The 23,161-nt window shown below is 64.4% G+C and carries 23 protein-coding genes and 1 tRNA gene; 2 read left to right on the top strand and 22 right to left on the bottom strand.

The features are described from left to right. Positions 1 to 683 precede the first annotated feature (683 nt). A complete protein-coding gene (locus tag F4Y38_05770; protein ID MXY48795.1) occupies positions 684 to 2,219 on the top strand; it encodes a hypothetical protein in 1,536 nt (511 codons plus the stop codon). A gap of 33 nt (positions 2,220 to 2,252) precedes the next feature. Beyond that, positions 2,253 to 3,059, top strand: coding sequence for a sugar phosphate isomerase/epimerase (locus F4Y38_05765; GenBank protein MXY48794.1), 807 nt, complete (start codon positions 2,253 to 2,255; stop codon positions 3,057 to 3,059). Between the two features lie 122 nt (positions 3,060 to 3,181). Here F4Y38_05765 and F4Y38_05760 read toward each other — a convergent pair whose 3' ends face one another. The 22 genes from F4Y38_05760 to F4Y38_05655 form a co-directional block, all read right to left on the bottom strand. Continuing rightward, the gene (locus F4Y38_05760; protein MXY48793.1) at positions 3,182 to 4,684 is read right to left on the bottom strand and encodes a glycine dehydrogenase subunit 2; all 1,503 of its coding nucleotides are present in this window, start codon (positions 4,682 to 4,684) and stop codon (positions 3,182 to 3,184) included. A gap of 94 nt (positions 4,685 to 4,778) precedes the next feature. Further along, complete coding sequence (locus tag F4Y38_05755) at positions 4,779 to 6,122, bottom strand: aminomethyl-transferring glycine dehydrogenase subunit GcvPA (GenBank protein ID MXY48792.1); 1,344 nt, start codon at positions 6,120 to 6,122, stop codon at positions 4,779 to 4,781. 97 nt (positions 6,123 to 6,219) lie between these two features. Next, on the bottom strand, positions 6,220 to 6,600 hold the full coding sequence (gene gcvH, locus F4Y38_05750; GenBank protein MXY48791.1) for a glycine cleavage system protein GcvH: 381 nt from the start codon (positions 6,598 to 6,600) through the stop codon (positions 6,220 to 6,222). Positions 6,601 to 6,653: 53 nt separating this feature from the next. After that, positions 6,654 to 8,000, bottom strand: coding sequence for an acetyl-CoA carboxylase biotin carboxylase subunit (gene accC / locus F4Y38_05745; GenBank protein MXY48790.1), 1,347 nt, complete (start codon positions 7,998 to 8,000; stop codon positions 6,654 to 6,656). Positions 8,001 to 8,006: 6 nt separating this feature from the next. Beyond that, the gene (gene accB / locus F4Y38_05740) at positions 8,007 to 8,474 is read right to left on the bottom strand and encodes an acetyl-CoA carboxylase biotin carboxyl carrier protein (protein ID MXY48789.1); all 468 of its coding nucleotides are present in this window, start codon (positions 8,472 to 8,474) and stop codon (positions 8,007 to 8,009) included. A gap of 22 nt (positions 8,475 to 8,496) precedes the next feature. After that, positions 8,497 to 9,054, bottom strand: coding sequence for an elongation factor P (efp, locus tag F4Y38_05735; GenBank protein ID MXY48788.1), 558 nt, complete (start codon positions 9,052 to 9,054; stop codon positions 8,497 to 8,499). Between the two features lie 142 nt (positions 9,055 to 9,196). Next, a tRNA-His gene (locus F4Y38_05730) sits at positions 9,197 to 9,270 on the bottom strand. Between the two features lie 49 nt (positions 9,271 to 9,319). After that, entirely contained in the window at positions 9,320 to 10,243 is a 924-nt protein-coding gene (locus tag F4Y38_05725; protein ID MXY48787.1) for a hypothetical protein, read from the bottom strand. After that, entirely contained in the window at positions 10,233 to 12,593 is a 2,361-nt protein-coding gene (locus tag F4Y38_05720) for a tetratricopeptide repeat protein (protein MXY48786.1), read from the bottom strand. The genes F4Y38_05725 and F4Y38_05720 overlap by 11 nt, the downstream gene beginning before the upstream one ends. Next, entirely contained in the window at positions 12,571 to 13,893 is a 1,323-nt protein-coding gene (gene rseP / locus F4Y38_05715) for an RIP metalloprotease RseP (GenBank protein MXY48785.1), read from the bottom strand. The genes F4Y38_05720 and rseP overlap by 23 nt, the downstream gene beginning before the upstream one ends. Before the next feature lie 116 nt (positions 13,894 to 14,009). Further along, positions 14,010 to 15,197, bottom strand: coding sequence for a 1-deoxy-D-xylulose-5-phosphate reductoisomerase (locus F4Y38_05710; protein MXY48784.1), 1,188 nt, complete (start codon positions 15,195 to 15,197; stop codon positions 14,010 to 14,012). A gap of 52 nt (positions 15,198 to 15,249) precedes the next feature. Then, positions 15,250 to 16,092: a hypothetical protein gene (locus F4Y38_05705; GenBank protein ID MXY48783.1), complete on the bottom strand. Its 843-nt coding sequence runs from the start codon at positions 16,090 to 16,092 to the stop codon at positions 15,250 to 15,252. A 14-nt stretch (positions 16,093 to 16,106) separates the two neighbouring features. Beyond that, positions 16,107 to 16,826 carry an isoprenyl transferase gene (locus tag F4Y38_05700; GenBank protein ID MXY48782.1) on the bottom strand — a complete coding sequence of 240 codons (720 nt, stop codon included), beginning with the start codon at positions 16,824 to 16,826 and terminating at the stop codon, positions 16,107 to 16,109. Positions 16,827 to 16,938: 112 nt separating this feature from the next. After that, a complete protein-coding gene (locus tag F4Y38_05695) occupies positions 16,939 to 17,517 on the bottom strand; it encodes a ribosome recycling factor (protein ID MXY48781.1) in 579 nt (192 codons plus the stop codon). A 43-nt stretch (positions 17,518 to 17,560) separates the two neighbouring features. Continuing rightward, positions 17,561 to 18,157 (bottom strand): translation elongation factor Ts, encoded by a 597-nt coding sequence (tsf, locus tag F4Y38_05690; protein ID MXY48780.1) that lies wholly within the window; start codon positions 18,155 to 18,157, stop codon positions 17,561 to 17,563. 88 nt (positions 18,158 to 18,245) lie between these two features. Continuing rightward, positions 18,246 to 18,989, bottom strand: a complete 744-nt coding sequence (gene rpsB, locus F4Y38_05685) for a 30S ribosomal protein S2 (protein ID MXY48779.1) — start codon at positions 18,987 to 18,989, stop codon at positions 18,246 to 18,248. Positions 18,990 to 19,041: 52 nt separating this feature from the next. After that, positions 19,042 to 19,446: a 30S ribosomal protein S9 gene (rpsI, locus tag F4Y38_05680; protein MXY48778.1), complete on the bottom strand. Its 405-nt coding sequence runs from the start codon at positions 19,444 to 19,446 to the stop codon at positions 19,042 to 19,044. Between the two features lie 15 nt (positions 19,447 to 19,461). Continuing rightward, the gene (gene rplM, locus F4Y38_05675) at positions 19,462 to 19,890 is read right to left on the bottom strand and encodes a 50S ribosomal protein L13 (protein ID MXY48777.1); all 429 of its coding nucleotides are present in this window, start codon (positions 19,888 to 19,890) and stop codon (positions 19,462 to 19,464) included. Between the two features lie 36 nt (positions 19,891 to 19,926). Next, positions 19,927 to 20,997, bottom strand: a complete 1,071-nt coding sequence (gene mtnA, locus F4Y38_05670) for an S-methyl-5-thioribose-1-phosphate isomerase (GenBank protein ID MXY48776.1) — start codon at positions 20,995 to 20,997, stop codon at positions 19,927 to 19,929. Then, entirely contained in the window at positions 20,994 to 21,920 is a 927-nt protein-coding gene (locus F4Y38_05665) for a sugar kinase (GenBank protein ID MXY48775.1), read from the bottom strand. Before F4Y38_05665 ends, mtnA begins: the two co-directional genes overlap by 4 nt. A 1-nt stretch (position 21,921) precedes the next feature. Continuing rightward, on the bottom strand, positions 21,922 to 22,353 hold the full coding sequence (rsfS, locus tag F4Y38_05660; GenBank protein MXY48774.1) for a ribosome silencing factor: 432 nt from the start codon (positions 22,351 to 22,353) through the stop codon (positions 21,922 to 21,924). Between the two features lie 2 nt (positions 22,354 to 22,355). Beyond that, the gene (locus tag F4Y38_05655) at positions 22,356 to 22,877 is read right to left on the bottom strand and encodes a LytR family transcriptional regulator (GenBank protein MXY48773.1); all 522 of its coding nucleotides are present in this window, start codon (positions 22,875 to 22,877) and stop codon (positions 22,356 to 22,358) included. Positions 22,878 to 23,161: the final 284 nt, after the last annotated feature.

Genomic DNA, 23,161 nt, shown 5'->3' with positions numbered 1-23,161 from the left:
CCCCGGGCCCCACCGGGCCCCCCCTGGCCCTGGCCCCCATGCCCCAGGCGCCAATGGGGGGGGCCCGCCGGGGGGGGTGGGCCAAGGGGGTGTACCTGGCGATCGCGGCTACCCTGGTGCTGACGTTCCTGACCTCCGTCGTATATACGCTCCATCTCGCGTACGACGGCGGCGCCTTCGATTTTACCGAACCCGCCTTCGTGGCCGGCGCCCGGGGGGTATGGGACGGACTGGAGATGTGGATCCGCAACGCGCAGGTCCTCTCGCCCCTGGAGCGGTTCTCCTTCGGCGCCGGTGCCCTGGCCGGTCTCCTCCTGGTCGCGGCGCACCACCGGTGGCCCTGGTGGCCGCTGCACCCGGTGGGATTCGCCGTCGCCAGGATCGGCGGCGTCCGCAAGAGCGTCGTCGCGATTCTGCTGGTTTGGCTCGTGAAGGTGATCATATTGAGGATGGGCGGCGAGTCGCTCTACCGGCGGGGCCAGCCTTTCGTCATCGGCGTGATTTCGGCCTACGCGCTGGGCGTCCTGCTGTCCTATGTCGTGGATGTGATCTGGTTTCCCGGAAACGGCCATGCGATACACGGCTGGTGACGCGAGGGCCCGATGCCCTTTGCCCGTTCCCGTTGCCCGTTCCTGGCACGCATTGAAACACGCATTGAAGCACGATAGCAAGGGCAAAGCCGAATGGTCGATGAAAACCCAACGCCAAGGCCCTTCCTGGACTGGTACGGCATCTGGCCCGGACACACGGGTGCAGGACCGGATGAGCTGGGCGTGTCCCAGGATCCTCCGACGGGCGAACTGCGCCTGAGGGTACAACCGGCCGAAGTTTCGGAACCGTTCATTCGATCCGACCGACCGTGGGAGTCCACCGTGATGATGCCGTTCTGCGTCATCCGGGAAGGCGATGCCCTGAGGATGTGGTACAAAACGGCCGGCGACGACGGCCATCCCTATATTGCCTATGCGGAAAGCGCCGACGGGTTTGACTGGAAGCGTCCCAACCTCGGGTTGCAGGAATACGGAGGCGCCCGATCCAACAATCTGCTGCACCCGGCTTCCTTTTTCGATTTCCACTCCATATTCGTCGATTCGTCGGCACCGCCGTCGGAGCGGTACAAGGGCATCACCACGGTTTCAGAAATCACCGTGGACGGCGTACTCCGCGACGACGTGCACGAAGGAGACTTCTTCGACGACCTGGTCACGGCCATGGTGGACCGGGGCTGCGGCAACGAGGAGATCGCGGAAAGGCTCGAGCTGTGGCACCCCTACGTCACGGGCGCTATTTCCGCCGACGGCCTGTCGTGGCGGGTGAAGGATGCTCCGCTGCTGCATCTCGGCAGGGCCCATCTCGACACCCAGAACATCGCGGCCTACGACGCGGAAAGGGGGGAGTACGCGGTCTATCTGCGCGGCCGGCAGGACGACCGCCGGGCGGTCGTCAAGACGGGCGGCCCGGACTTCGGCGGCTGGCCGCCGCCCCGGTTCGTCTTCATGGCCGATACCCTCGATGCGATCGACGACGATGTCTACGACAGCTGTTACTGCCGTTATCCAGGCACCGGGCTGCACCTGATGTTTCCCTCGTTCTATCACCGCATGAGTGCCTCGCTGGACATCCATCTGGCCACGAGCCGGGACGGCGACCTGTGGAGCCGTCCGGAACGCAGGCCGATTATCGGGCGGGACCAGGGCGGCCAGCCGTACATGGCCGTGTATGCCAAACCCAACCTGGTGGCCCTCGACGACAAGAAATGGGGTCTCTTGTACTGCGGCACACCGGTCAGTCACGACATCCGCCGCTATCCGGGATGCGACCGCGATGCGATCATGCGTTCCTTCGAATACCGGTGGGCCACCTGGGAGCGGGATCGTCTCGTGGCGCTCGAAGCGCCCGGTGAGGCCCGGTTCACCCTGAACAATACCGCCATGATCGGCACCCCATGCCAGGGACGGGAACTCAGGCTCAACTACCGGACGGAACCCGGCGGATGGATCCGGGCGGGACTGGTCCAGCCCCAGACGCCCTATGCCCTGGTGCGCCCGCAACAGTCCTACGAGGGCTATTCCCTGGCCGAGGGCGATCCCCTGTCCGGGGACGATCTGTCCGGCGTGGTGACGTGGAAGGGAAAGAGCGACCTGGCGGCCTTTCGCGGAAAACCCGTTTCCGTGGTTATCCACATGAGCCGCGCAAATCTGTTCTCCGTGTCACTCTGATTCAAGGCATAGCCACCCAAGGAGCATTCAGTCATGTATTCATGCATCAACGGCGCCACGACCATGCCCTATACGCTCGAGCAGGACCTGGAAGCTGCGTCGAGGGCGGGTTTCGACGCCGTGGAGATCTGGTCCAGGAAACTCGATGCCTACCTGGAAACCCACGATGCCGGCGAGTTGAAGGCACTCCTGGATGGCTACGGGCTTCGCGTGGCCTCGCTGTGTCCCTACGGGCTGATCGGGTTCTCCGACAACCGGGAACAGCTCAAGGCCGTCGAACGTGCGGCGGAGGTGGCCGCGGCGATCGACTGCCCCGTCCTCCTCGTCTGCGCCGACGCGCCGCCGGACGGCATGAACAGAGACCTGGCGTACGACACCATGGCCGCCACGGCCCGTGCCTATGCCGAACGGACCGCCGCCTACGGCGTGAAGATCGCCATCGAACCCCTTGGGCGACATCCCTTCATCCCCGGACCCCGCGAGGCCCTGGAAGTGATCGAACGGGCCGGGCACGGCAGCCTGGGGCTGATGGTGGACTTCTTCCACTACTACAAATCGGGCGTCCCGCTCGACGACATTCGGGCGATTCCCACTGAATTGCTGCTGATCGTCCACGTAGACGACTGCGAGGACCTGCCGCCGGCCGACCTGACCGACCAGCATCGTGTCTACATGGGTGAAGGCGTGCTTCCCCTTAAGGAAATGATGGGCGTGTTGCGTGAGAAAGGCTATGCGGGCGCGCTGTCGGTCGAGATCTTCCGGGAGGAATACTGGGAGAAGGACCCGGTGGAGATATCCGCCGCGGCGAAAGCGGCCTACGACCGGATGATGGCCGGCTGAGGATGCGTCCGGCGATGGCGCCGCCGGGACTGAGGATACGCACGGTTCTGGTGCCGCCGCCGGGACTGAGGATGCGACCGGCGTTGCCACCGTCGATGGGCACTCGCCGATCCCGATCGGCGCTACTCCGCTAGCGGCTTCCGGTACCGCAGGTTCAGGGTCTTCGGATGGGCGGCGCGCGCCTCGTCGAGGCGGCCGACCGGCGTGGTGTGCGGGGCGTTCCGGACCAGTTCCGGGTCGTTTTCCACTTCCTCGGCGATGGCCGCCATGGCGTCGATGAACCGGTCGATGGACTCCCTGCTCTCGGTTTCGGTGGGTTCGACCATGGCCGCCTCAGGCACGATGAGCGGGAAGTAGATCGTCGGCGCGTAGAAACCGTAGTCGAGCAGGCGCTTGGCGATGTCCAGCATCCGGACGCCGTGCGCGCGGAACCGGGTGCCGGAGGCCACGAACTCGTGCTGGCAGGGCACTTCGGCGGGTATCGGCGTCTCCTTCTGCGCGCCGTGGACGAGGACGGTGCGGGGGTAGTATTTCTCCAGGCGCCGCATGATGTAGTTGGCGTTCAGGATGGCGTTCTCGCTCACCTGGCGCAGGCCGTGGGGACCGTTGGCCCGGATATAGGCGTAGGCCCGGACCATCATGCCAAAGCTGCCGCCGAAGCCGCGGACGCGGCCGATGGAATCCGGCCGGTCGTAGTCGAACCGGTACCCGTCGCCGTCCTTCACCGGCACGGGTGTCGGCAGGAACCGGACCAGGTCGCTCCGCACGCCCACGGGTCCCGCTCCCGGTCCGCCGCCCCCGTGGGGCGTGGAAAAGGTCTTGTGCAGGTTGAAGTGGACGACGTCGAAGCCCATGTCGCCGGGCCGGGTTATGCCGAGGACCGCGTTGAGGTTCGCCCCGTCCATGTAGAGCAGCGCCCCGGCGTCGTGGACGATGTCCGCGATGGTGCGTATCTCCGATTCGAAGAGCCCCAGCGTGTTCGGATTGGTGAGCATGAAGGCGGCCGTCTCCCCGTCGATCAGCTCCGCCAATTGACCGGTGTCCACGAGCCCGTGGGCATTGGTCGGGATCTGCACCGTCTCGTAGCCCACCAGGGTGACGCTGGCCGGGTTGGTACCGTGGGCTGAATCGGGGATGATGACCTTGCGCCGGGCGTGTCCGCGCGCCTCGTGATAGGCCCGCATGATCATCAGTCCGGTCAGTTCGCCGTGGGCCCCGGCCGCGGGCTGCAGCGTGACCCCTTCCAGTCCGGCGATCTCCGCGAGGTCCCTCGAGAGTTCGTACATCAACTGAAGACCGCCCTGGCAGGTCTCGTCCTGCTGCATGGGGTGCAGTCGCGCGAATCCGGGCAGGGCTGCCATGTCCTCGTTGACCTTCGGGTTGTGCTTGATGGTGCACGAACCCAGGGGATACATGGCCCGGTCCGGATGATAGTTCAGGGTGGACAGCCGGGTATAGTGGCGGACGACGTCGACCTCGCTGACTTCGGGCAGCTCGGGCGGCGTGCCGCGGAGGTCCGCTGCGGGCAGGTAGGACGCTACCGGCTTGACGGGCACGTCCGGCGCGGGCAGCGCAACCCCTCTGCGTCCGGGAGAGCTCAGTTCAAATATAAGCGGTTCCGACAAACTGTTACCTCTCAGGATGCATCTGCTTCGTGTACGGCGGTTCTGCGCTCGTGGGTCGACCTGAGCCGCCCAGGCCGCCCGCAGCCTGCGAAACTCAACTGAATCGCGCCAGCGCTTCGACCAGCCGGTCGATCTGGGCGCGCGTCCTCCGCTCCGTCACGGCGATCAGCAGGCCGTCTTCGATTTCCAGTGACGGGAAGCGTCCCAGGTCGATGCCGGCCAGCAACCCGTCGTCCGCGAGCCGGGTCACAATCTTGTCGGGCGGTGCCGGCGTCCGCACCACGAATTCCTTGAAGAACGACCGGTCGAAGGCGAGTTCATAGCCTGGCAGGTCCGCGATGCGCGCTGCCGCGTAGTGGCTTTTGTGGAGGCACAGTTCCGCCACCTGCTTCAATCCCTCTTTCCCGATCAACGACAGGTAGATGGTCGCCATCAGGGCGTTGAGCTGCTGGCTGGTGCAGATGTTCGACGTCGCCTTGTCCCGCCGGATATGCTGTTCGCGGGCCTGCAGCGTCAGGACGAACCCCCGTCGGTTCTCCTGGTCGATGGTTTGTCCCGCGATGCGGCCGGGCATGCGCCGGACGAAGCGGTCCCGCGCCGCGAAGAAACCCAGGGCCGGTCCGCCGTAACTCACCTGGTTGCCCATGGACTGCCCCTCTCCCACGGCGATGTCCGCGCCGTAGGCGCCAGGAGACTCGATGACCCCGAGGGAGATCGGGTCCACGGCCATGACCAGGAGGGCGCCCGCGCCGTGCACGACCCGTTCCAGTTCGCTCATGGATTCCAGGCAGCCGTAGAAATTGGGATGCTGGACGATCACGCAGGCCGTATCATCGGTCAGGGCCGACTCCAGTTGGCCGGGATCCAGCGCGCCGTTCGGGCAGGGAAGCGTCTCCACTTCGATGCCCGGCCCGTGGGCGTAGGTACGGACCGTCTCGACGTAATGGGGGTGCACGCTACCCGCCAGGATCACGCGGTCGCGCCCCGTGGCCGACCGGGCCAGCATGGCCGCTTCCGCCGTCGCCGAAGCGCCGTCGTACATGGAGGCGTTGGCCACCTCCAGACCCGTAAGTTCGCAGATCATCGTCTGGAACTCGTAGATGCCCTGGAGCGTGCCCTGGCTCACTTCCGGCTGGTAGGGCGTGTAGCAGGTCAGGAATTCCGATCGGCCGGCCAGGTGGCCTATGGCGCTGGGCACGAAGTGATCGTACATGCCGCCACCCACGAAGGACGCCATCCGGTCGGCCGAACCGTTGCGGGCGGACATCTCGCCCATCGTATCGTGGAGTTCGAGTTCCGACAGGGCGGGCGGGAGGTCCAAAGGTCCGTCCAGCCGGACGTCGTCGGGGATGACGGACAGCAGTTCTTCGACCGACTCGATGCCGATGACTGCCATCATGGCCTGCCGGTCGGCGTCGGTGTTGGGGATGTAAGTCATGGATTCTCCGCGGGGGCCGGCCTCTCAGGCGCCGGCGAAGGATCGGTGGTCGGCGGGCGGTCATCAGGCCGAAAAAGTACTGTTCGCCCGCGGCCTCTCAGACGCCGACGAAGGAACGGTAGTCCGCGGCGGTCATCAGGCTGGTGAAGGCGCCCGCGTCATCGACTTTCAGCCTGATCATCCATCCGTCGCCGTAGGGGTCCTGGTTGACCGCCTCGGGGTTGTCTTCCAGGTCGTCGTTGACCTCCGTCACCGTTCCGCCCATTGGACTGTAGAGGTCCGACACGGTCTTCACGGCTTCCACCGCCCCGAAGACGCCCATCTCGGCCACCGGGTCGCCTTCCGAAGGCAGTTCCACGAAGACGATGTCGCCGAGTTCGGACTGTGCGAAGTCCGTGATGCCGACGGTGGCGATGTCGCCCTCCAGGCGCACCCACTCGTGTTCGGAAGAATAGCGGAGATCTGAGGGCGTGTTCATGCGTTCCTTTCTCCGGCGCCCGGACCCGATGCGGGCCGTCACCGGTCATTTTGTCAGCTCAGGGAACTCAGGGATTCAACGAAGTCCGTATCGGCTTGTCCGGAACGGAAGGTCGGGTGCCTCAACATGAACTGGTGGAACGGAATCGTCGTGTTGATGCCTTCGACGATAAACTCCTCCAGGGCCCGCTCGGTCCGCGTCATTGCCTCCTCCCGGTCCTTTCCCCAGACGATCAGCTTCGCCAGCATGGAGTCGTAGAAGGGCGTGACGACGTACTGGGCGTACACGTGGCTGTCCACCCGCACTCCGTAACCGCCCGGCGTGTGGAAACTCGTGATCTCGCCCGTGGAGGGCATGAAGTTCCGGTCCGGGTCCTCGGCGTTGATCCGGCACTCGATGGCGTGTCCCCGCATTTGCACGTCTTCCTGCGCGAAACCCAGGGGATGGCCGGCGGCGACGCGGATCTGTTCCTTTACGAGGTCCTGTGAAACGACCATTTCCGTCACGGGGTGTTCCACCTGGATGCGCGTGTTCATCTCCATGAAGTAGAACTGGCGGTCCTCGGTCACGAGGAACTCGACGGTTCCCGCATTTTCGTAGTCGATCGCCCGCGCCGCGCGCAGGGCGGCCTCTCCCAGCCCGGCACGTAGTTCGTCGTCGACGAAGGGGGACGGCGACTCTTCGATGAGCTTCTGCCGGCGCCGCTGGATCGAACAGTCCCGCTCGCCTAAGTGGACGACCTGGCCGTGGCGGTCACCCAGGACCTGCACCTCGATATGCCGGGCTTTTTCAATATACCTTTCCAGGTACAGCGCGGGGTTGTTGAAGGCGTTCTGGGCCTCCCGTGAAGCCAGGCGGAAGGCTTCGCGCAACTCGCCCTCGTCGCGGACGATGCGGATACCCCGCCCGCCGCCTCCGGCGGAGGCCTTGATCACCAGGGGAAACCCGATCTCCCGGGAAGCCTCGACCGCGGCGTCCTCGTCTTCGACGACGTCTTCCGTGCCCGGAATGGTGGGGACGTCGGACGCCGCCACCGTCTTTCGCGCTTCGGCCTTGTCGCCCATGAGGCGGATGGCCCTGGACGGCGGGCCGATGAAGGCGATGTCGCAGGATTCGCAGACCTCGGCGAAGTGGGGGTTTTCGGAGAGGAACCCGTATCCGGGATGCACGGCGTCGGCGTTCATGATTTCCGCCGCGCTGATGATGCGGGGTATGTTCAGGTAGCTGTCGTTCGGCGCGTTGCTGCCGATGCAGACCGCCTCGTCGGCGAAGCGGACATGGAGGGAGTCCTGGTCCGTTTCGGAGTGGACGGCCAGCGTCGCGATGTTCAATTCTTTGCACGAGCGGATAACGCGCAGGGCGATCTCGCCGCGGTTGGCGATGAGGATCTTCTGGAACATCGCTTCCTATGCCGGTTCGATCAGAAACAACGGTTGGCCGTACTCGACGGGCTGGGCGTCTTCCACCAGGATGGCCATCACCCGCCCGTTCAGTTCGGACTGGATGGGGTTCATCAGCTTCATGGCTTCGATGATGCACAGCTGCTGGCCGGTGCTGATCCGGTCCTGCTCCTGAACGAAGGGGTCGGCGTCGGGCTCGGGTGACCGGTAGAAGGTACCCACCATGGGCGAGGTCACCTCGACGTAGGTGCTGTCCGCGGAGTCTGCCCGGCCATCGTCCTGCCGCACGTGTTCCGCGGGTGGCGCGGCGGCCTGCGCGTGCGTATCCGCTGCGGGTGCGGGGACGGCGGCCGCGGACGCGCCGGGCGTCATGCGCACGATCCGGATCTTCCGGTCGCCCTCGGCCACCTCGACTTCCTGGATGTCCGTATCCCGCAGCGATTCGATCAGCTTGAGCACCTCATCGATTCCCATGTCAGGCTCCTCGGAAGGGCGGCTACACCCGCTCTACGTATTCGCGGGACCGCGTATCGATGCGCAGCACGTCGCCGGGGTTGATGAACAGCGGGACCTGCACCACGGCGCCGCTTTCGAGCGTGGCCGGCTTGGTGCCTCCCGTCGCGGTGTCGCCGCGGATACCCGGATCGGTCTGCGTCACTTCCAGCTCGATGAAATTCGGCATTTCGATGCCCACGACACCCTGGTCCGCGGTGAGCAGTTCGAGCGTCATGCTGTCCTTGATGTAATCCTTGTTGTCGCCGATGATCGACGCGCCTACCGGAACCTGTTCGTAAGTCTCCAGATCCATCATGTAGTACATGTCGCCGTCGGTGTACTGGAACTGGAACTTGCGCCGTTCCACCCGCACGTCTTCCAGTTTGTCCGAGGCCTTGTAGGTCTTCTCGATCACGGCCCCGGTGTGGATATGCTTCAGGCGGGTGCGTGAGAAGGCCGTTCCCTTGCCCGGCTTGATGTGTTCGCAGCCCGTGATGAAGTAAATGGATCCATCGATCCTTATGGTCATACCGGTGCGCAGGTCCGTAGCGTTCACCATAAGATCCGGCTGGTCTCCTTTGCCTGCTTCATAGGCCGTTACGCGGCAACCGGTTCACCGCCGGAACTTTGGCGTGCGACCGTCGAAACTCTGGCGCGCTGTGGAACCGATCCGGTCGGGTAGAAAGCGTCCTGATTTGAAGGGTGGGCAACGGGATTCGAACCCGCGACCTCCAGAGCCACAGTCTAGCGCTCTAACCAACTGAGCTATGCCCACCATCACCGACGAATGGAGCAGGCAATATAGACGGGATACCAAACGGCTGTCAAGGGATTTGTCGGGAATCAGACGTGCCCGGTGACGGTGCCCTGTCCACGGTTTCGAAGACCGTTCCCGCCTCTTCCAGGGGACGGCGGACGACGGTTTCGGGTAGACGCACCGCGATGTCGGACGGCCGCAGCCCGCGGTTGATCGACTGGGTCCGGTAGGTCAGTTCGAACGTCCCCGCACGGGGTCCGTCCCGGGTGATGCGGACCTTCTCCGGTCTCCAGACGCCGTTCCGGTTTCGAAAGCGTTCGAAAGTCCTGGTGATTGACCTGGTGACGGACCCCTGGTTAGCGGGCGATTCCGACACCTCGCGCGTGACCGTCATCCTGCCCATGTCGATCCACAGCGTCCTCCGGCCGCCATCGCCCCCAAGCGTGACTACCGACGTGTTTCCTTCGCGGCGGTAGTCGGCGACGGGCAGTCCCCGGTACCTGCCGGGCGCTATGGTCCCGGTCACGGCGGCGTGCACGTCGTCCAGCGTCAGGTCGAGTCCGGGGATGAAAGCCTCGCGCGCCTCGAGCTTACCTTCGAACACCTTGTTCTCCCGGGGCATGTACAACCGCACGCGGAGGTCGTGGATCAGGACGACGGCGAGGATCTCGAACAGGGCGCCGTGCACGTCGATACGGAATCGCGCCGGGCTGAGATACCGGATGCGGAGGGACGCGCGGCCACGTTGGCCCGCGAAGGAAGTCTCCACGCCCGCGCTGCCCCTGAAATCCTGGAGGCGCCTGGAGGACGCATCGATCTCCTGGAGAAGCAGTTCGACCGGCAGGTGTGGCGGAGCTGGCGGCGGCGGACGGCAGGACAGCAGCAGGAGACCGAGGCAGGCGAGTATCCAGGACCGGCCGGACCGCCGGTGCCGCCCGTGCCGCCCGTGCCGGCCGTACCGACCGTACCGGCCGGACGTGTTATCTGGCATCTTGGAGCTTCTGCTGGATCTCTTCGGATTCCTCGGGGGTTATGTCTTCCATTTCGAGGGCGCGCTGCCAGTAACGTTCGGCGCTTCGGTGCATGCCGAGCCGGCTGTAGATGTCCCCGAGATGGTCGTGCACCGTGGCGCTCGTGTCTTCGTATTGCAGGGCCTTTTCCACGTACTGCCGCGCTTTCCGGTAGTCGCCCAGCCGGTAGTACACCCACCCCAGGCTGTCGAGGAACGCGCCGTTCTCCGGGCTTTTCTCGAGGGCTTTTTCGATCATTACCTTGGCTTCTTCGAGCCGCAGGCCCCGGTCGGCCAGGATGTAACCCAGGTAGTTCAGCGTGTAGATGTCTTCGGGATCGATTTCAAGGGCGGTCTCGAAGGTAGCCACGGCTTTCTCGAACTGGCCCGACTGGTCGTAGTTCTGCGCCAGCAGGAAATGGAGGCGGTGGTGGTCGTTGAACCGCTCGACCGCTTCTTTCGTGATCGCGATGGCTTCTTCGTAATCCTCCTGCTCGGTATGGGCATAACCCAGGTAGAACCACAGGTCGGGGTTCCCGGGCGCTTCTTCCAGCCCGTCACGAAGGGCCTGAATGCCGGTCTCGTAATCCTCCTGGCGCAGATGGGAAAGGCCGAGATTCACCCACCCTCTTCCGTCCTGCGGGTTGAGCTCCACGACCTTGCGGAAGTGCGCGCCGGCCTGGTCGAACTCCTCCCGGGACATGAAACTCACGCCCAGGTACAAGTAGAACTCGGGCATATCGGGCAGGATCGACAGGGCCTGGGTGAGCACGCGTTCGGCCTGTGCGAACTGGTCCTGGCGGAGATAGGCCAGGCTCAGGCTGATCCACCCGCGCGGATCATGGCGGTTGATGCCGATGCTCTTCTGCGACTGGTCGATGGCCTGGTTGTACATCCCGTTTTCCAGGTAGACGTTCGCCAGGTTCAACCGCAGGGTAACGTCGTCCGGCAATTGTTCCACACCTTCATGCAACGCGGCGATGCCCTCCTGCGTCTGTCCCTGTTCCATGAGGGCGTATCCCAGCGAAATCCAGCTGCGGCCGTGGGCGGGGTCCGCGGCGATGGCCGACCGGTACGCGGAGACGGCGAGGGGATATGCGCCGGCTTCCTGGTAGACGAAGCCCAGGTTCAGGTAGAGGTCTGGGTGGTCTCCCAGGACGCCCAGGCCCTCGTTCAGCGCGTCTACGGCCTGTTCAGTACGTCCGGTGGCGCGATAGGCCATCCCCAGGCCGATCCGGAATCTCACTTCGCGCTCGTCCAGGGAGATCGCCTTCCGCAGCGGCACCACGGCTTCCGCCGGCTTGTCCTGGTCGAGCAGCACGTCGCCCAGGGCGCCATGGAGCTCCGCCGAGCCGGGGTGCAGTTCGAGGCCCTCCTCCAGGGTGGAGAGCGCCTGCTCCGCCTGGCCGAGGTCCTGGTAGGCCTCCCCCAGTTCCGCCCACAGGGCCGGGGAGGTCCGGTTGTGCTCCAACAGCACCCGGTACTCCTCCACCGCTTCGCCCGGCCGGCCGAGGAACATCAGGAGGCGCGCAAGCCGGTGCCGCAGGGCCGCTTCCCGGTCGGGACCCAGCGCAATGATCTCACGGTACATGACGACAGCCCGGTCCCACTGCCGCCTCTGCTCATAGATCTCCGTCAGGCCCACCCGCGCGGGGATCGAGTCGGGATAGTCGTCGAGCACCTTCTGCAGCGCGATGACCGCCTTGTCGTACATCCCTCTCTGCTTGTAGACGTCGGCCAGTTTGAAGTGGAATTCGGGATTGCGCGGCGCCAGGCGGCTCACCGTTTCCAGTTCCCTCAGCGCGGCGTCCGGGTCGTTCAACCGGCTCGCTAACTGGGAAAGGGCGATATGGGCCTCGATGTGGCCCGGTTCCAGTGTGACGACCCGTTCGAAAGCGGTCCGGGCCGGCAGGTACCTGCCCAGCTCGGCGTGGTACCTGCCCAGCACGAACCAGGACTCCGTGGCCGTCGAATCGAGTTCCACCGCCGTCCTGGCGTGTTGCTGCGCCTTGTCGCGCTCCGTCACGCGGTAGTAGACCCGGGCGAGGGCGGTGTGGATTTCCGCCGAGGTGGAATCGCATTCAAGCGCCTGTAAATAGGATTTGATCGCGTTGGCCGGATCGTTCCTGGCTTCGTGAAGGCCGCCCTCCGCGAAATGTTCCAGGGCCCTGGCCCGGTCCACCTGTCCGAGTGCGTGCTCCGGGGGACAGACGGCGGCCAGCATCACGGTGACGGCGAGGACGTACCAGGTACGACCGGCGGCGCCGAGACTTCTCCCGACCGGCATGTTTCCTCCCTTCGCCGTGGAACTACCTGAAGATCCGGGTGACATCGTTGAATACCACGAACACCATCAGCACCAGCAGAAGGGCCATTCCCGTCTGCTGCCATACCATCCGGTACTTCAGGGAAAGCGGACGCCGGATGATCTTCTCGACGCCCAGGATGAGCAGCTGGCCGCCGTCCAGCGCGGGTATGGGCAGGAGGTTCAGGATGGCGAGGTTGATGCTCAGAAAGGCCATGAAACTGAAGAGGCTGCTCACACCCTGCCGGGCGCTGTCTCCCGCCATCTGGGCAATGGCGATGGGGCCGCCCACCGAGTCGGTGGACACCTGCCCCATGACCAGTTTCCCCACGAAGTCGACGATGGTGAAGGTGACGGCCACCAATTGCGTGCCCGCCAGTCCCGCGGAGGTGACGATCCCGATCGGACTGCGTTTGATGTGGTCCTGCTGGGTGATGCCGATCTGGCCGATGTCGATGACGTCTCCGGTCTCACGGTCCAGGTCCTGGGCCGTATTGGGTATGATGCTCACCTGGTGGGTCTGGCCGTTCCGGGACCAGGACAACGTGGTCTCCATGCCCGGCCGGACTCGTATCTGCTCGACCATCTCGTACCACTGCGTGACCGGAACGCCGTTCACGGACGTGATCACGTCCCCGGGCCTGAGACCGGCCTTCTCGGCGGGTGAATCCGGGATGACCGTGCTCACGGCCGACGCGCGGAAATAGTCGAGCCCGCCCAGCCGTTCCGCCGTTCCGCCGTCGCCATACCGCACCAGGATCGTGCGGTCCCGCCCGTCCCGGCGCAGCTTCAGGGACAGGGACGCCCCCGTGCCGGTCGCGAGCCGTTCCCGGACATCCTCCCAGGTTTCGACGGCCGCCTGGTCGATTTCGAGGATTTCATCGCCGACCTGCAATCCCGCCGCGGCATAGGGGCTTGCGCCGTCCACCCGGCCAACGGTGGTCGTATCGACGAGCATCACGCCCATGGTCGCGTAGAACAACCAGAAGATGATAAAGGCGAGGACGAAGTTCGCCCCCGGACCGGCCGCGATGACGAAGGCGCGGGCCCCCACGGACTTGGACTGGAACTCCCACGGCTTGCCGCCTTCGTCTTCGGACTGGGCGTCGGGCCGCTCCCCGGCCATGGACACGTATCCCCCCAGGGGGATCCAGGAGATACAGTACTCGGTGTCCCCGACCTTCTTTCCGATCATCTTGGGCGGAAAGCCGAGGGAGAATCTCTCCACCCTGATGCCCATGCGCTTGGCGGCTAGGAAATGACCGAGTTCGTGGAAGAAGACCAGCAACCCCAGGACGAATATCGCCGATAATACGGTGGTCAGCATGCCAATGTCTCCGTTCTGCTTCTGCCGTCTCAGATCCGATTGCTTCCGATGTTCCCGGTGTTCCCCGCGCCTGCCGGCGCGCGGCAGCCAATTAAGGAATATACAGGATTTCGGCCCTATCCGGCAATCAACTTTTCCCCGCAGAACGTCCGGGTCCACCGGTCCGCCGACATGATGGATTCCAGGGTGACGGGCGCGGTGAGATCCGGCGCGGCCAGGTGCCTGTCCATCGCGTCGGCGATGATGCGAGGTATGTCGGTGAACCCGATCCGCTGCCGGAGGAAGGCCTCGACGGCCAGCTCGTCGGCGGCGCTCAGGACGGCGGGCACGGTGGACCCGCGGCGGATGGCCTCGTAGGCCAGCCCCAGGCAGGGGAACATGGCCTCGTCGGGCGGGTCCAGGGTCAGGGACCAGTTCCGCGTGATGTCGAACCGGGGCCAGGGAGATTCAAGGCGCTCGGGGTACGAGAGGGCGTATTGGATCGGTATGCGCATGTCGGTCGGACCCATTTGGGCCAGCAGAGACCCGTCGACCATCTCGACCATGGAGTGGATGATGGACTGGGGATGTATCACCACGTCGATCTTCGAGACCGGGAGGCCGAAGAGCCAGTGGGCCTCGATGACCTCGAACCCCTTGTTCATGAGCGTGGCGGAATCGATCGTGACCTTCTGCCCCATGTTCCAGGTGGGATGGTTCAACGCGTCCTTCGAAGTCATCCGCGCCAGGGCCGCGGGGGCGGTGTCGCGGAAGGGCCCGCCCGATGCCGTGAGGACCACGCGCTGGATCCGGTCCGGGTCCTGCCCGGCCAGGCACTGGTGCACCGCGCAGTGTTCGCTGTCCACGGGCAGGATCTCCACCCCGTTGCGCCGCGCCGATTCCATCACGATCTCGCCGGCCATGACCAGGATCTCCTTGTTGGCCAGGGCGATGGTCTTGCCCGCTTCGATCGCCCGCAGCGTGGGGACCAGCCCCGCGCTGCCCGGGAGGGCGCTGATGACCAGGTCCACGTCGGGGTGGGTGACCGCTTCGATCAGGCCCTCCACGCCGGTGTGGATCGACGGTCCGGGCTGACCGCCTCCTCCTCGCGCGAACCCGGCGGTCAGCCTGGCCTGCTCGGCGCATTCCGCGTCCAGGATGGCGACCATGCGCGGGCCGAAGCGCGCGCACTGCAGCTCCAGCAGGTCGATCCGGCTCCTGGCCGTCAGGCTGTGGGCCGCATACCGGTCCGGGAAGGCCGCGATGACCTCCAGCGTCTGCGTGCCGACCGAACCCGTCGAACCCAGGATGGCGATGCGTTTCATGACTTGTCGATACTCCGTCCGTATGTCCGGACCGTCCAGGCCGTACGCTGCTTCATCCGGTCACGTAGGCCAAGTAATAGTACACGAAAGGCGCCGCGAAGAAAACGCTGTCGAACCGGTCCAGGATGCCGCCGTGTCCCGGGATGATGCGGGATGAATCCTTCAGCCCTGCGTCTCTTTTCACCAGGGACTCCGCGAGGTCGCCCAGCTGGGCGACGATGGCGCCAGCGGCGCCCAGGACGACGCAGTGCAGCGGACCGAGAAAGGGAAACAGGGCGTACTGGAGCGCGAACATGAAGGCGACGGCGCCGATCAGCCCCCCGACGGCGCCTTCGACGGTCTTGCCTGCGCTGACGCGGCGCAGCAGCCTGCGGCGGCCCAGCAGCCGGCCCGTGAAATAGGCGAAGGCGTCGTAGGACCAGGGTATGGCGATGGCGAGCAGGGCCGGCGTCATGGCCCGCTGCCCCCATTCGACGACGTCCGCGCCGTCCATCGGCCACCTCCCCAGCAGGATCAGGTGACTGCCGAGCAGGCCGATCCACGCCACGCCGAAGACCGTGGCGGCGATGTTGTGAAAGGGGGATCGCACGCGCTTTCTGAATACTTCCGCCGCGGCGGTCAGGAGCAGGAGGGCCGTGAGGATCAGGGGGGCGTGGCGACCCGCTTCGAGCCAGGCGTCGAGACACAGCAGAAGAGCCGCGGGTACGCCGACGTACCAGTTGGGTTCCAGGTCCGTGGCCGCGGCGATGCCGTGGTATTCGCGCAAGCCGAAGAGCACGACCAGGGTGACGAACACGAATAGGCTCGTCCCGCCAACCCAGCAAATGAGCACGATGCACGGGATGAACACCGCGCCTACCAGGATTCGGATCCACGTCTCCGCGTAGGCCGCCATGGAGATCCACTCCGTTACGTGCTGTGCGAGGAGACCTGTTCGCCGGTTCGGCCGAAACGGCGCTCCCTCGACTGGTAGTCCCTGATGGCCCCGATGAAGTGGCTTCGCGAGAAATCGGGCCAGAGGACCGGAGAAACCAGGAGTTCGGTATAGGCCAGCTGATAGAGAAGGAAGTTGCTGATCCGCATCTCCCCGCTGGTCCGGATCAACAGGTCCGGGTCGGGCAGGTGCTCCGTGTACAGGTAGGACGCGAAAAGCGACTCGTCGATGGCTTCCGGATCCAACCGGCCGGCCTGGACGTCCAGGGCGATGCACTGCGCGGCTTCGACGATCTCCTGCCGGCCGCCGTAATTCAGGGCGAAATTCAACAGAAGGCGGTCGTTGCCCGCCGTCTGCTCCGTGATCTGCTTGATGACCTGCCGGTTGGATTCCGGCAGCTCGTCCCATCTGCCCAGGAAGGAGACCCGGATCCCGTGCGCGCGGGCTTCTTCGAAGGCGCCGCGGAGCGATTCGACGATCAACTGCATGATGGCGGCGACTTCCCGCCTGGGACGATTCCAGTTCTCGGTGGAGAACCCGAAGAAGGTGAGGATCCCCACGCCGAACTCCCCGGCGCACCGGATCATTTCGCGAACGGACTCCACCCCCGCGGAGTGGCCCTGGTCCCGCGCGAGTCCCTGCTTCTTCGCCCACCGGCCGTTGCCGTCCATGATGAACGCGATGTGGCGGGGCATGCGCTCCGGATCCAGTCCTTCTTCCGAGACCGCCCGGTCTTGCTCTGGGTATCGACCCACGTCACCCCCGTAAGGCCGCCGGCGGGTATGGACCCGGATAGCCGGTTTCCGCCTAGATCTCCAGGATTTCCTGTTCTTTTGACGATATGGCGCTGTCGATGGAGGAGATATGCTGGTCGGTGAGATCCTGGATGGTCTTCTGGTGCCTCTTGCTTTCGTCTTCCGACATCCGGTGGGCCTTTTCTTCGGCCTTGATGCGCTCGTTCATTTCCCGGCGCACGTTCCGGACGCCGATCTTGCCGTCCTCGCCCAGTTTCTTGATCAGTCTTACGTATTCCAGCCTGCGCTCTTCGGTCAGCGCGGGTACGGGCAGGTGGATGACGTTGCCATCGGAATTCGGCATGAGTCCCAGGTCGGACTTCTGGATTGCACGGATGATTTCGGATACCATTTGCTTGTCCCACGGCTGGATCGAGATCGTGCGGGCGTCCGGCGTGTTCACGGTGGCGACCTGGTTGATGGGGGTCATGGTCCCGTAGGCTTCCACCTGGATGTTGTCCAGCAGGGCCGGATTGGCCCGGCCGGCCCGGACGCCGGCGAGTTCCGTGCGCAGCACCTCGACGGACTGGTCCATCTTCCGGTTGGTTTCTCTGATGATCTCTTTCGCTTCCACGATACACCTCTCTGGCATCGGAATACCGGTTACGTTCCTGCCTGCAAGGGTGTTCGGCGGGTTATTCTCCGCCCAGTTCGTACCGGACGAACCGTCTAACCATGATGTTCTCGCCCAGCGTGGCCACCGCCTCCGTGATCAGGTCCCGCACCGTCTTGTCGGTATCCCGTATGAATGGCTGTTCCAGGAGGCAGTTTTCCTGGTTGAATTTATCGATCCTCCCCTGGACGATCCGGTCGATGATATGGTCCGGCTTGCCCTCGTTCCGCGCCTGGTTCCGGTAGATCTCCCGTTCCTGTTCCAGGACGGCTTCTTCGATCTGGTCCCGGTCCACGGCGAGGGGGCGGGTGGCCGCCACCTGCATGGCGATGTCGCGGGCCAGGGTCTGGAAGGACTCGTTCCGCGCGACGAAATCGGTCTCGCAATTGATCTCGACCATGGTGGCGATGCGGCTGCCGGGATGGATATAGGTATGGATAATGCCTTCTTTCGCCTCCCGGGCGCTCTTCTTGGACGCCGCCATAATGCCTTTCTCGCGCAGGAGCGTGACCGCCCTTTCGATACTGCCTTCAGACTCTTCGAGGGCCCGCTTGCAGTCCATCATTCCGGCGCCGGTCTGGCTTCTCAAAGTCTTTACGTCACTGGCTGATATAGTCATGAAATCGCATGAAATCTAGCGGTCATGATCGGACACGATCGGATCCGATCATCCGCTACGGCCGCCTTTCCCCGGCCATGTATCCGCTTCAGGCCTGCTGCTCTTCGACCTCTTCGACCGGTGCCTCGTCCCCGGGTACGGCCCGTCCGGAATTGCGCAGCCCTTCCTCCGCGGCGCTCGCGACGACTTCCGTGATGAGGGTGATGGACCGGAGGGCGTCGTCGTTCCCGGGTATGGGATAGTCGATCAGGTCGGGATCGCAGTTCGTATCCAGGATGCTGACGATGGGGATCTCCAGGGTGTTCGCCTCCGCGACGGCGATCCGTTCCTTGCGGGCGTCCACCACGAAAATGACGCCGGGCAGATCGCGCATTTCGCGGATGCCGCCCAGTACTTTCTGCAGGCGCTCCCGCTCCTTCTCCAGGCTCGCGGCCTCTTTCTTCGTGAGCGCTTCCATGGTGCCGTGCTCTTTCATTTTCTCGAGTTCTTCCAGGCGCTTGACGCTGGTCTGGATGGTCTGGAAGTTCGTCAACATGCCGCCGAGCCAGCGTTCCGCGACGTAGAACATGCCGCACCGCTGCGCCATTTCGATAATCACGGGCCGGGCCTGCTTCTTCGTGCCCACGAAGAGGACGGATTGCCCGTTTTCGACGGCCTTGCGCACGGCTTCATACGCGATTTCGATCTGGCTGAGCGTCTTCTTCAGGTCGATGATGTAGATGTTGTTGCGCTCGGCGAATATGAATTCCTTCATCTTCGGGTTCCAGCGTCGGGTCTGGTGGCCGAAGTGAACGCCCGCATCCAGCAGGTCCTGAATGGTCGGAATCCCCATAGGCGGTACTGATCTCCTTGTCTGGCAGGCGGTCAGGCCTGCGTCCGGTAAATTAACGCTTAGAGAACTGGAACCGCTTGCGTGCGCCGGCCAGTCCGTATTTCTTGCGTTCCTTGATGCGTGAATCCCGCGTCAGCATGCCCGCTTCGCGCAGCGGAGCGTGCAGGCTTTCGTCCATGTCCTTCAGCGCCCGCGCGATACCGAGTCTCAATGCCCCGGCCTGGCCGGTCTTTCCGCCGCCGAAGGTCCGTGCGAACACGACCACCTGGTCGTTCATTTCGGTGAGCACCAGGGGCTCCTCGATCGCGGCGACGAGACCGGGCCGGTCGAAGTAATCGAGCAGCGGCTTGTCGTTGACCTTGTGGCTGGCGCCTTCCTTCTTCGCGCGCAGCCAGACCTTGGCGATCGCGCGTTTCCTTCTGCCCACTGCGTGGTGTCCATGGGTATCCGAATTCATGCTTCTTTACGCTCCTTATATGTCCAGCGCGACCGGTTTCTGGGCGCTGTGTGGGTGTTCCGCGCCGGCGTACACGCGGAGTTTGCGGAATATCTGGCGGCCGAGGGCGTTGTGCGGCAACATGCCCTTGATGGCCATGCGCACCGCCCGGTCGGGATGACGGGCGGCCATGCGTTCGTAGCTGATCGTCTTCAGACCGCCGGGATAGCCGCTATGGCGGTAATATAGCTTGTTCTGCGGCTTCTTGCCGGTCAGGACCACCTTTTCCGCGTTTATGACGATGACGTGGTCACCGGTATCCAGGTGGGGCGAGTAGATCGGCTTGTGCTTGCCGCGCAGGATCTTGGCCACTTCGCTGGCCAGCCTGCCCAGCACCTTGCCGTCGGCGTCCACGACGTGCCAGTCCCGCCGCAGGTCTTCCTTCTTAACCGTTGGTGTCTTCATAGTATGGTACACACTCCTTTGATGGTACACGCTTCTTTACCCGGTTACAGCCGGCTCCCAGGCATGGTGTGACAGTGCGGCGAGACGCTCGGCGTATGGCGGTCTGGCCACGCCGCGTTCCGTGATGATCGCAGACACGTAACGGGCCGGGGTTACGTCGAATGCGGGATTGTACACCTCCACCTCCTCGGGGGCGGTGCGCCCGCCCGGTCCCTGGCTTACTTCGGCGGCTTCCCGTTCTTCGATCGGGATCCCGGCGCCCGATTCGATGGACAGGTCGATCGAAGAGTAAGGCGCCGCCACGTACAGAGGCACGTCGTGCGCGTCGGCCAGCACGGCCACGCCGTAGGTGCCGATCTTGTTGGCGACGTCGCCGTTGGCGGCCACGCGGTCCGCGCCCACGATCACGCAATCGATCCGGCCTTCCTTCATGACCTGGGCAGACATGTTGTCGCAGATGAGCGTCACGCCTATGCCCGCCCTGGTCAACTCCCAGGTAGTGAGCCGGGCGCCCTGCAGGACGGGTCTCGTCTCATCGGCGTACACGTGGACCCGCTTGCCTTCGTTGTGCGCCTGGTACACCACGGCGAGGGCCGTGCCCGCGCCGGCCGTGGCGAGCGCGCCGGCATTGCAGTGCGTGAGCACCGTCTGTCCGGTACGGAGCAGCGCGGCGCCGTGCTCACCGATCAGGCGGCACGTGTGCTCGTCCTCCGACTGTATGGCCAGGGCTTCGCCGAGCAAGGCGCGCTTGATGTCCTCCACAGGTGCATTCCGATGTTCCCGGACGGTCCGGCGCATCCGCTCAAGCGCCCAGAACAGGTTGACCGCCGTGGGTCGGGTGGCCGCCAGCAGTTCCGCGGCTTCTTCGACTTCCCGGCTGAAAGAGGCGAAGTCGGCCGCGCGGCTGTGCTGGACCCCGACGACGACCCCGTAGGCCGCGGCGACGCCGATGGCCGGCGCGCCGCGAACTCTCAGCCGTCGGATGGCTTCCGCCACGGACGCGATGTCCCGGCACCGGGTGTAGACCACTTCGCCAGGCAGTCGCGTCTGGTCCAGCAATACCAGCACGCTTTCGTCGCGGTCCCACCGGATGGTCGTGAAATTCATGGTGTAATCATCTCCATGAATCGATCGTGGCGGTCCGATATCTCGGCTTCGGTAAGCGATTCGAGCCGCCTGACGCTGAAATCCTCCACGTTGAACGAGGCCATGACGCTGCCGTGCACCATGGCGCGCTTCAAGGCGCCTACGCCCGTATCGCCCGACCGGGCAAGGTAACCCATGAATCCGCCCGCGAAGGTATCCCCGGCGCCCGTCGGATCCACCACGGTGGCCACGGGGTATGAAGGGATGCCGAACCAGGCGTCACGGGTACAGAGCGTCGCGCCGTGCGCGCCTCTCTTGACCACCACCGCCCTCGGACCGAGTTCCAGGATGCGTTCCGCCGCCCGCACGAGGTTGTGGTCATCCACCAGCTGCAGGGCCTCGCTGTCGTTGATGATCAGCACGTCCACTCCGCTGAGCGTCGACAGCAGCGACGTCCTCTGCCCCTCGATCCAGAAGTCCATGGTGTCGCAGGCGACGATTCCGGGCTGTCCCGCTCGGTCCTTTCCGTCCGTTCGGCAGGCCTGGGTCAGCACGTCGCGCTGAACGTCCGGATCGAGATTCGCCAGGAACACGTGATCGTGCGCGCGGTGCCGCTCCGCCAGTACGGGCTTGAAACCGGAAAACACGTTCAACTGCGTGTCGATCGTGCGGCGGTCGTTCATGTTGGCGGCGTATTCGCCTGCCCAGCGGAAGGTCTTTCCTTCCTTCACCTCCAGGCCCGATACGTCGACTTGTCTCTCCCGCAGGAAATCCAGGGACGCCAGTGGGAAATCGTTTCCCACGACGGCAATGACGTCTACCGGCGCGTAGAAGCTGGCGGCCGCAGAAAAATAGGTCGCCGAACCCCCGATCGCGTCGTTCGCCTCTCCTTCCGGAGTCTTCACCGAATCAAAAGCCACCGTTCCGACGACGAGAATGCCCAATCTATGCCTCGTGTTCAAGCGCGTCCACCCCGATCTCCGGGACGCCCGCGTCGGACGTGCGGATGATTTCACCCGTTGCCGCGTCGGTTGTAACGGCGATCCGGGGCGCGTCTCCCCAGAGCCGCTCGAGTCCGTAGAATGCCCGGACTTCCGCTCTGAACACGTGAACGACCACGTCCACGTAATCGAGCAGGACCCACCGCCAGCTCTGTTTGCCCTCCGAGTGCCAGGGTATCGTTTCCCGCTCCTTGAGATCCGACGCCACCTGCTCGACGACCGCCTTGATCTGCGGCTCGGAACCCGCCGTCCCGATGACGAAGTAGTCCGTGATGGACGAGAGCCCCCTGAGGTCGATGATCATCACGTCCGCCGCATTCTTGGCCAGCATGGAAAGGGTCGCCTGCTCCGCGATTTCCTTCGATGCCAACGTCACGATCAGTCGTTCTCCACGGAAAAGAGCAGTTCGCCGTAATCCTTGCCGATCACCACCGAAACGTCCACCAGGCGGTCATCGTTCCGCTGGAGCAGGACGTATTGCGTACCCAGCGCGTTTCCGACCGCGCGGGCGGCCTCGGACGGCCCGTCCGTTCCCCGGCGGTCAAGCACGACCGTTTCCCGGTACTCGAAGTGGTCGGCGTTGTCGATATTGACCACGTCGAATCCTCGTTCCCTGAGAAACCGCATGGCCTGTTGTCCGATTCCCCGTTCACCGCATCCGTTCAGGACCTCCACCTGGATATGGAAGGCCGAGGGGTCGACGACTGCCTCGACGGACCGTTCGGCGGACGTCGAGAACGCGGACGAGGTCGCCACCGAGTAGATCAGGTAGGCATTCAGCCCGACCAGGATGATGATCACGCCTTCAAGCACCCGAACGCGCCAGCGGCCGCCTGACCCACGTCCTTCCGGAACGGCGTCCGGCCGGTTCGCGGAGGGTTGGTTGACCTGTCTCGTCATGGCGGATCCCACGCGGAACGCGTCCTGAGGTACGGCCTGCAACGGGACCGTGCGACCATCGATATCTGCTTGCCAGAGATAACCGGAGAGCTAACTAGGGGAATACACCAGGAAGGGAAACATAGGTAGGGTACCAACAGTGCTTCATCGACCAGTTCCTTTCACCATGCGATCCCCCTTTGTACCCCGGTCTCGACACAGTTCCGCCGTCAAATCGAACACTGGTTCGACAGGCGGAATCCGATTTGCTTTCCAGACCACTATATATACAGAGTTGGAGGGCC

The sequence above is a fragment of the Gemmatimonadota bacterium genome (assembly GCA_009838645.1).
GTDB lineage: Bacteria > JAAXHH01 > JAAXHH01 > JAAXHH01 > JAAXHH01 > JAAXHH01.
This window is presented reverse-complemented; position numbering and strand designations above follow the sequence as displayed.